The sequence below is a fragment of the Kitasatospora sp. NPDC093102 genome (assembly GCF_040683915.1).
GTDB lineage: Bacteria > Actinomycetota > Actinomycetes > Streptomycetales > Streptomycetaceae > Kitasatospora.
Map to the genome: position 1 here is coordinate 205,992 of NZ_JBFBFA010000011.1, position 9,000 is coordinate 214,991.

5 protein-coding genes are annotated in these 9,000 nt (G+C 72.3%); 2 read left to right on the forward strand and 3 right to left on the reverse strand.

Features of this window, described 5'->3' with window-relative positions:
- Positions 1 to 2 precede the first annotated feature (2 nt).
- The 3 genes from AB0O11_RS18425 to AB0O11_RS18435 all read right to left on the reverse strand — a co-directional run bounded on the left by AB0O11_RS18425 (position 3) and on the right by AB0O11_RS18435 (position 3,035).
- Positions 3 to 602: a GNAT family protein gene (locus tag AB0O11_RS18425; protein WP_363387602.1), complete on the reverse strand. Its 600-nt coding sequence runs from the start codon at positions 600 to 602 to the stop codon at positions 3 to 5.
- Positions 603 to 696: 94 nt separating this feature from the next.
- Complete coding sequence (locus AB0O11_RS18430) at positions 697 to 1,353, reverse strand: TNT domain-containing protein (RefSeq protein ID WP_363387605.1); 657 nt, start codon at positions 1,351 to 1,353, stop codon at positions 697 to 699.
- Between the two features lie 212 nt (positions 1,354 to 1,565).
- On the reverse strand, positions 1,566 to 3,035 hold the full coding sequence (locus AB0O11_RS18435) for a geranylgeranyl reductase family protein (protein ID WP_363387608.1): 1,470 nt from the start codon (positions 3,033 to 3,035) through the stop codon (positions 1,566 to 1,568).
- A gap of 433 nt (positions 3,036 to 3,468) precedes the next feature.
- On the opposite strand from AB0O11_RS18435, the gene AB0O11_RS18440 reads away from it, so the two are divergent.
- Entirely contained in the window at positions 3,469 to 4,521 is a 1,053-nt protein-coding gene (locus AB0O11_RS18440; protein ID WP_363387611.1) for an LPXTG cell wall anchor domain-containing protein, read from the forward strand.
- 289 nt (positions 4,522 to 4,810) lie between these two features.
- Positions 4,811 to 9,000 (forward strand): beta-ketoacyl synthase N-terminal-like domain-containing protein (locus tag AB0O11_RS18445; protein ID WP_363387614.1); only part of this gene is annotated, 4,190 nt, incomplete at its 3' end.

Here is a 9,000-nt window from a genome sequence, read left to right on the forward strand (position 1 = left end):
CTTCAGTCCGCGAACGGGTCGGAGGCCAGCCGGGCGTGCAGGTGCTCGTCCACGTAGACGCCCCCGCCGTAGGTGTAGGAGCCGCGCAGGGTGCCCTCGTACGGGAACCCGGCCCGCGTCGCGACGCGACAGGAGTCCTCGTTGGCGACGGCGTGGTAGAGCTCGATGCGGCGAACGTCGGCGTGCTCCACCGCCCAGCGGGTGACGGCCGTGGTGGCCCGGGTGGCCAGGCCCCGGCCGCGGGCGGCGGCGAGCAGCCAGTAGCCGATCATGGCCACCCCGTCGTCCCGGTTGGTCCACCCCAGATAGGCGTTGCCGCACAGGCTGCCGTCGGCGGCGTCGACGACGGCGAAGGACGCCGCGGTGCCGGCGGCCCAGCGCTCCTCGCAACGGCCGAGGTAGGTGTCGACGACCACCGGGCCGGCGGCGCCGAGCGGGCTCCAGCGGGCGACGGCCGGGTCCGCCGCGGCGGCGGTCAGGGCGGGCACGATGCCGCCGGGCACGTCGAGGGCGCGCCCCCACGGGCGCAGCAGGACGTCACCGAGGTCGAGGACGGTGGGGCGGAAGACGCGCTGGTCGGTGCCGGGATCGCTGGTGGTCATCCCGCCTTCCTATCCCCCGCTCCCCGGACCCGCCAACGAATATTCCGGCGCCTGCCCCCACCGGGCGGGCGGAGCAGGCGCCGGCACAGCGGGGTCAGATCCGGGCCAGGTACCCGTTCTCCACCAGCCAGAGCACGTTCAGCCTGGCCGGACCGCCGGGCAGCAGGGCGCCGTCGAGCTGGTACTGGAGGCCCCAGCCGGGCTGGTTGAACCAGGGCGCGATCGGGCCGGCGTGCACCGTGAAGGCCTTGACCACCTTGTAGTCGTGGTAGTTGCAGGCGGCCGGCGGGTTGCCGTCCAGGCTCTGCGGCGGGATCGCACGGTTGGCATAGGGCAGGCCCTCGGGAGCGAGGAAGGCGCCGTACTCGCTGCCGTAGCGGTCGATGTTCTGGTTCGGGTAGAGCGTCAGGTCGAACTCGATCGGGCTGCCGTCGGGCAGGGTGACGTAGCCGTCGGCCGGCGGGTAGGTCCAGCCGCCCTTGCCGCCGTTTCCGGCCGGGTCGTAGTACCTGGCCAGGAAGTCCTGGTCGCTCGCACCGCCGGTGCGCTGGTAGCCGATGAGCTGGCGGCCGACCGGGCCGGTGGTCGGGAGGTCGGCGGGGCCGAGGCGGGCGTCGTCGTGGCGGAAGGCGGCGGAGCACTGGTCGGAGGGGGTGGCCGCCGGGGCCGCGACGGCGGCGGGGATGCTCAGGGCGGTGAGGGCGGTGGCCGCGGCGAGCGGCGCGACGAGCAGGCGAAGGCGAAGGCGCACGGTGTCTCCGTCGAACGGGTCAGCGGTCGAGAAAGGAGCCACGGAGGGTCGTCGTGCTCACCCTCCGTGGCTGGTTCGACACCAGGCAATCGGATCCACTGATCATTCGTCAACACGATCCGTGCGACTGCGTGTTCGCCTCCGCGAATTCGGCCGAACCCGGGACACCGTGGCCGCCCGTCCATCACGATGAGCGGTCCGGTGCGGCCGGGTCACCTCCCCGGGGCGACCCGGCCGAGCAGGTGGAGCAACCGGTCGAGGGCGTCCTTGGAGTTGGGCTCGGTCAGGTTGACCATCAGCCGGAACGCCACCTTCAGCAGCGCCGGTTGGCCGAGTCCGGCGGCCCCGGCCGCGCCGAGCAGCTTCGGGCGGCCCAGCAGTTCGGCGGCCAGGCGGCCGAGCGCGAAGTAGCCCGCGTAGGCGGAGCGCAGCGCCTGCGGGTAGGCGCGCAGGGCGAGTTCGCGGCCGCGGTCGGTGCGGCGGGCGAGTGCCTGGACGATGGTCTCGGCGGCGTAGCGGCCGGACTCCATCGCGTAGGCGATGCCCTCGCCGGTGCCCGGGCTGACCGTGCCGCCCGCGTCGCCGACCAGCAGCAGGCCGTCGGCGTAGTGGGGTCGGCGGTTGAGGCCCATCGGCAGGGCGGCGCCGCGGATCGGCTCGGTGACCCCGTCGGGGGTGTAGCCGTACTCCGGCGGCAGGCCGTCGCACCAGCGGCGCAGCAGTTCCCGCCAGTCCACCTCGGCCTTGGCGGTGTCGAGGATCCCGAGGCCGACGTTGGCGGTGCCGTCGCCCATGCCGAACACCCAGGCGTAGCCGGGCAGCACGCGCCGGGCCGGGTCGGTGGGACTGCGCAGGTCGAGCCAGGCCTCCAGGTAGCGGTCGTCGTGGCGCGGGGTGGTGAAGTACGTCCGGTACGCGACGCCCATCGCACGGTCGGTGCGGCGGTAGCGCTTCATCGCCACCGACAGCCGGGTGGAGTTGCCGTCGGCGGCGACCACGATCGGGGCCCGGTAGGCGACCGGTCGGCGCTCCTCCCCCAGTTTGGCGGTGACGCCGGTGATCCGGCCGGTCCGCTCGTCCAGCAACGGGCCCGTCACATTGGCGCGTTCGACCACCCGGGCACCGGCCGAGGCGGCCTTGCGGGCGAGCAGTTCGTCGAAGTCGGCGCGGCGCCGGACCAGTCCGAATCCGGGGAAGGCGGAGAGCTCGGGCCAGTCGAACTCCAGCGAGCGGTGCCCGGAGATCAGCCGCAGGCCCCGGTTGTGCAGCCAGCCGGCCTCCTCGGAGACGTCGATGCCGAGGTCGGTCAACTGCTTGACGACGCGCGGGGTGAGGCCGTCCCCGCAGACCTTCTCGCGCGGGAAGGCGGACTTCTCCAGCAGCAGGACGTCGAGTCCGGTCCGTGCGAGGTGGGCTGCCGCGGTGGAGCCGGCCGGGCCGGCGCCGACCACGATGACGTCGGCGCTCCCCCCGGCCTTCACGCTCTCCCCGGCCTGGACGGTCTCCTCGGCGCTGACGGACCCCTCCCCCCTGACGGACCCCTCGGGCCGGACGGGCACCCCGGCCCGGGCGGTCCCCGGCCGCCGCTCGCGGGCCTGTCGTCCATCGGTCTCTTGCCCACCGGGCTGTTGCCCGCCGGCCTCGCCGGTCGGCTCCGGGACGGTCTGCTCTGGGCCGGGCATCGCACTCTCCCACGGGTCGGATCGGCTGTACACGCAGCGGAGGCCGCGGACTGGGCGGTCCCGGACGGACGATAGAGAACCCCGGCACCGGCCCGCCGCCCGACACGCAGTCCGCCACCGCGAACCGGTCAATACCGGCCACCACGGCCGTCCGGGAACACCTGCCGGACCGGAGAGCGGAGTTGACCGCTCACCAGGGTCGAATACGCACGAAGTCCCGACAATCGGGTGATCAGATCGTTATGACGGACTAGTCGGACCAATCACCTTCAGCGATGCATTTCGGCCAAACCTCCCTTGCGTCACGTTTCCCGCTGCGGGAACTCTTGTGCCTCTCCCGTCGCACGACACCGGCTCCTGCCGAACGGCCGACCGGAGGCTCCCTCCCGCCGCGCGGGCCCGCCCCGGCCTGCCGTACCCGATGGAACTCCAGATGCACCTCCGCTCCACCGCCGCGCGCTCCCTGGTGGCCGTCCCGACCGCCGCCGCGCTCATGCTGCTCGCCCCCGCCGCGCACGCCGTTTCGGGCGGCAAGGGCGGCGCCCCCGGCAACAACGGCACCGTCAAGATCCACGACGCCGCCACCGGCCAGGAGGACGTGCGCAACGAGCCCAAGGTCTGCACCTTCTACCTGGACTCCTTCGGCTTCGACGCCAACCAGGACGTGATCTGGGCGATCGCCACCGTCGGCCCCAAGGGCGAGACGCTCGCCGCGTGGGGCGACCTCCCGGTCGACCCGCACGGGCACGTGCGGACCGAGGACATCCACCTGCCGGACGGCCACTACAAGCTCTACTGGCAGTCGGTCGAGCTGGTGGACGGCAAGCTGCCCAAGGAGCCGGACCTCAACAACCCCAAGCACAAGGTGTTCAAGGTCGACTGCGGCGGGCAGTCCCCGGCCCCGACCGGCAAGCCCTCGGCGACCGTGCCGCCGACCCCGGTGAAGACGCCGTCGGCGAGCCCGACCTCGGTGCCGTCGCACAGCCCGTCGGCCCCGGCGACGCCCCCGGCCACGACGCCCGCGACCACCCCGGCGACGCCCCCGGCCACGACGCCCGCGACGACGCCGGCCTCGCCGAGCGCGAGCACGCAGCCCACCGAGACGCCGAAGCCCCCGGTGCCTCCGACCACCACCCCGACCAGCCCGGCGGCGACCGCTCCGGCCACGACTCCGGCCACCACCCCGGCCACCGAGGAGCCGACCATCGCGCCCAGCGGCGCCCCGAGCCCGGCCCCGTCCGGCGCGCCGACCGCCACCGTGCCGGTGCACGTCCCGGCCACCGAGACCCCGGTCAACCCGGAGCAGCCGCTGATCATGCCCGACAAGGTCAGCGTGCCCACCCCGATCCCGGGCGCCGCGGACGGCAAGAAGCTGGCCACCACCGGTAGTGACGGAACCCTGCTCTACGCCGGCGCCGGCACCGTGCTGCTGCTGGGCGGCGCGGGCGCGGTGGTCTACACCCGCCGTCGCCGCACCGAGTCCTGACGCACCCGCCCGGGCCTTCCCGGGCGGCATGCCGCGACTGAGCCGCGGCGCCACCGAGCCCCTGGTCCCGCGAGCAGCTGCGGGACCAGGGGCTCCCCGTCGTTCCACGGCGCGCACCCCCGCGGGGTTCGCCGGCGGTCGCACCGGGATCGACGAGGGGCCCTGGCCAATCCCCTTCACCCGCACAAGCCGATGTCACAGCCCCGCACGGGCGCGCCGCACACCCCCCGTAAGGCACTAGTTAGGGCCGTGTAAGAGCCGTTCGCAGGATGGGAGTATGGAGCCCATCGTGAGTCAGAACGTCCCCGCTGCCTCCGGCCTACCCGTCGGCCAGGACGTTCCCATTGCCGTAGTAGGACTCTCCTGCCGACTTCCCCAGGCGCCTCGCCCTGAGGTTTTCTGGAGCAATCTCCGTGACGGGGTGGACGCGGTTGGCGAGACTCCGAGGGACCGGTGGGATGCCGAGGCGTGGTACGACCCCGACCCCACCGCGCCGGGCAAGGCGCTCACGCGCCGTGGCGGCTACCTCGACCACGTGGACCGGTTCGATGCCGCGTTCTTCGGGATCTCCCCGCGCGAGGCCGCGGCCATGGACCCGCAGCAGCGGCTCATACTGGAGCTGAGCTGGGAGGCTCTGGAGGACGCCGGGGTGGTGCCCTCGGCGGTACGGGACACGCGCACCGGTGTCTTCATCGGCGCCATCGGCGACGACTACGCCGCCCTGCTGCGGCACGGCGGGGCCGGGGCCATCGGCCGACACACCCTGACCGGGCTGCAGCGCGGCATCATCGCCAACCGCGTCTCCTACACCCTCGGGCTGCACGGGCCGAGCGTCACCGTGGACACGGTCCAGTCCTCGTCCCTGGTGGCCGTGCACATGGCGTGCGAGAGCCTGCGGCGTGGCGAGTCCATGGTGGCACTCGCGGGCGGCGTCAGCCTCATCCTCGCTCCCGAGAGCACGGTGAGCGCCGCAAAGTTCGGCGGCCTGTCGCCGGACGGCCGCTGCTACACCTTCGACGCACGCGCGAACGGCTACGCCCGGGGCGAGGGCGGCGGTCTGGTCCTCCTCAAGCCCCTGGCGGACGCGCTGCGCGACGGCGACCGGGTGTACTGCGTGATCCGCGGCAGCGCCGTCAACAACGACGGCTCCACGGACGGTCTGACGGTTCCCAGCACGAGCGCCCAGGAGGACGTGCTGCGCCTGGCACGGCGGAACGCTGGGGTCTCCGCTGGGGAGCTGCAGTACGTCGAGCTCCACGGCACGGGCACCCCGGTGGGCGACCCCGTCGAGGCCACGGCGCTCGGCTCGGCGCTCAGGGGCGAGCGCAACGCGGATTTCCCCCTGCCCGTGGGCTCGGCCAAAACGAACGTCGGTCACCTGGAGGGTGCCGCAGGCATCGTGGGCCTGCTGAAGGTGGCGCTCAGCATCAGCCACCGGATGCTGCCCCCGAGCCTCAACTACGCCTCGCCCAACCCCCGGATCCCGCTGGCCGACCTCAACCTCCGGGTGCAGACGGAGCTGGGCCCCTGGCCGCACCCGGACCGCCCACTGATCGCGGGCGTCTCCTCGTTCGGCATGGGCGGGACGAACTGCCACGTCATCCTGGAGGAGGCCCCGGCGACGAGCGGTACGGGCGAGGCCACCGGATCCGCCGAACCTGCCGAGCCCGGAACCCCGCTGTCCTGGGTGTTGTCGGCGAAGGGCGACAACGCGCTGCGGGACCAGGCACACCAGCTCCACGACCACCTGACCCACAACCCCGACATCACCATCACCGAGGTCGCACGCGCCCTGGCCCTGACCCGCACCCACTTCCCCGACCGCGCCGTCATCACCGGCACCGACCGCGACCAACTCCTCGACGCCCTGGCCACACTCTCCCGCGGGGAACCGGCCCCGGGCATCATCCAGGGACACGCCGACAGCAACGGACCCCTGGCCTTCCTGTTCGCCGGACAGGGCAGCCAACACACCGGCATGGGCCACGAGCTCCACCAGACCTACCCGGTCTTCGCCGACGCCTTCGACGCCGTATGCGCCGCCACCGACCCCCACCTGCAACACCCACTACGCAAAGCCGTCTTCGAAGACGATCACCTACTCGACCGCACCGAGTACACCCAACCCGCGCTCTTCGCCCTCGAAACAGCCCTCTACCACCTGATCACATCCTGGGGCATCACCCCCCACCACCTCACCGGCCACTCCATCGGCGAAATCACCGCAGCCCACGTAGCCGGAGTCCTCAACCTCACCGACGCCGCCACCCTCGTCACCCTGCGCGGCCGCCTCATGCAACACCTCCCCCCAGGCGGCGCCATGATGGCCATCCACGCCCCCACCACCCACATCCAACCCCTCCTCGACAACCACAACGCCACCATCGCCGCCGTCAACAGCCCCACCAACACCGTCATCTCCGGCACCCGCGACGCCCTCACCCACATCGCCCAGCAACTCGGCACCGACACCAAAACCCGATTCCTCAACGTCTCACACGCCTTCCACTCCCCCCTCATGGAACCCATGCTCGACGAGTTCCGACAGGCCCTCCACACCCTCACCTACCACCCCCCGACCATCCCCATCATCTCCACCCTCACCGGCACCACCGCCACCACCGAACAACTCACCGACCCCGAACACTGGATCAACCACGCCCGCCAAGCCGTCCTCTACCAACCCGCCATCGAAACCCTCCACAACCTCGGCACCACCACCTACCTCGAACTCGGCCCCGACACCACCCTCACCACCCTCACCCAACAAACCACCACCACCGGCCACTTCATCCCCACCCTCCGCAAGAACCACCCCGAACCCCACACCACCACCAACGCCCTCGCCCACCTCCACACCACCGGCACCCCCATCAACTGGCACACCCACCACGGAACCACCACCCACACCACCCCCCTCCCCACCTACCCCTTCCAACGCCAACGCCACTGGCTCGACACCGACTTCGCTGCCACACCGCACGAGGTCGCTCCCCTGCCCACCCGGAACGCGGACGAGAGCGAGGGCGAGGGCGAGATGGCGCCCGCTGCCGGGCTTCCGCTCGCCCAGCGCCTCGCCGGGCTTCCGCAGGCCGAGCGCGAACGTGTCCTCCTGGAGCTGGTGCGGACGAACGTGGCCACCGTGCTCGGCCACGTGACGTCGAACTCCGTCGACCCCAGGCAGACGTTCAAGGAGCTCGGCTTCGATTCCCTGGGAGCGGTGGAGCTGCGGCAGCGGCTGAACTCCGCGACGGGAATGAACCTCTCGCCGACGCTGGTCTACGACCACCCGAGCCCCGCCGCGCTCGCCGAGCACCTGCGGGCATCGCTCACCGGCAGTCCGGCCGGGCAGCGGGACGTCATCGCCGCCGGGCTCTCGGACGAGCCGATCGCCATCGTGGGCATGGCCTGCCGCTACCCCGGCGGGCTCACGTCGCCGGAGGACCTGTGGCAGCTGGTCGACGAGGCGCGTGACGCCATCTCCGGGCTGCCCGTCAACCGCGGCTGGGACGTGGACGAGCTGTACGACCCGGTGCCCGGCCGCCCTGGCAAGACCTACGCCCGGCACGGCGGTTTCCTGCACGACGCCGACGAGTTCGACCCCGCCTTCTTCGGCATATCCCCGCGAGAGGCCGCGGCAATGGACCCGCAGCAGCGGCTGCTGCTGGAGACCTCCTGGGAGGCGCTGGAGCGCGCGGGCATCGCCCCGACCTCGCTCCGGGGGACCACGACAGGCGTGTTCGTCGGCGCGATGTCGCAGGACTACGGCCCGCGCCTGCACGAGCCCGCGGAGGGGTACGAGGGGTATCTCCTGACGGGCAACACGGCGAGCGTCGCTTCCGGACGGGTGGCCTACACGCTCGGTCTTCAGGGCCCGGCGGTGACCATCGACACGGCGTGCTCGTCCTCGCTGGTGGCCCTGCACCTCGCCGCGCAGTCACTGCGCCAGGGTGAATGCCGTATCGCCCTGGCCGGCGGCGCGACGGTGATGGCGACGCCGGGCATGTTCGTGGAGTTCAGCCGCCAGCGCGGCCTGTCGGCGGACGGCCGGTGCAAGGCCTTCTCCGCCGACGCCGACGGCACGGCCTGGGGCGAGGGCGTGGGCATGATCGCCCTGGAGCGGCTGTCGGACGCGGAGGCCAATGGCCACCGGGTCCTCGCCGTCATCCGCGGCAGCGCGATCAACCAGGACGGTGCCAGCAACGGCCTGACGGCACCGAACGGTCCCTCGCAGGAGCAGGTGATCCGGCAGGCGCTGGCGAGTGCCCGTCTGGAGCCCTCCGACGTGGACGTCGTCGAGGCCCACGGCACCGGCACCACACTGGGCGACCCCATCGAAGCCCAGGCCATCCTCGCCACCTACGGCCAGAACCGCCCCGCCGACCACCCCCTGCACCTCGGCTCACTCAAATCCAACATCGGCCACACCCAAGCAGCAGCAGGCGTCGCAGGCGTCATCAAAATGGTCATGGCCATGCA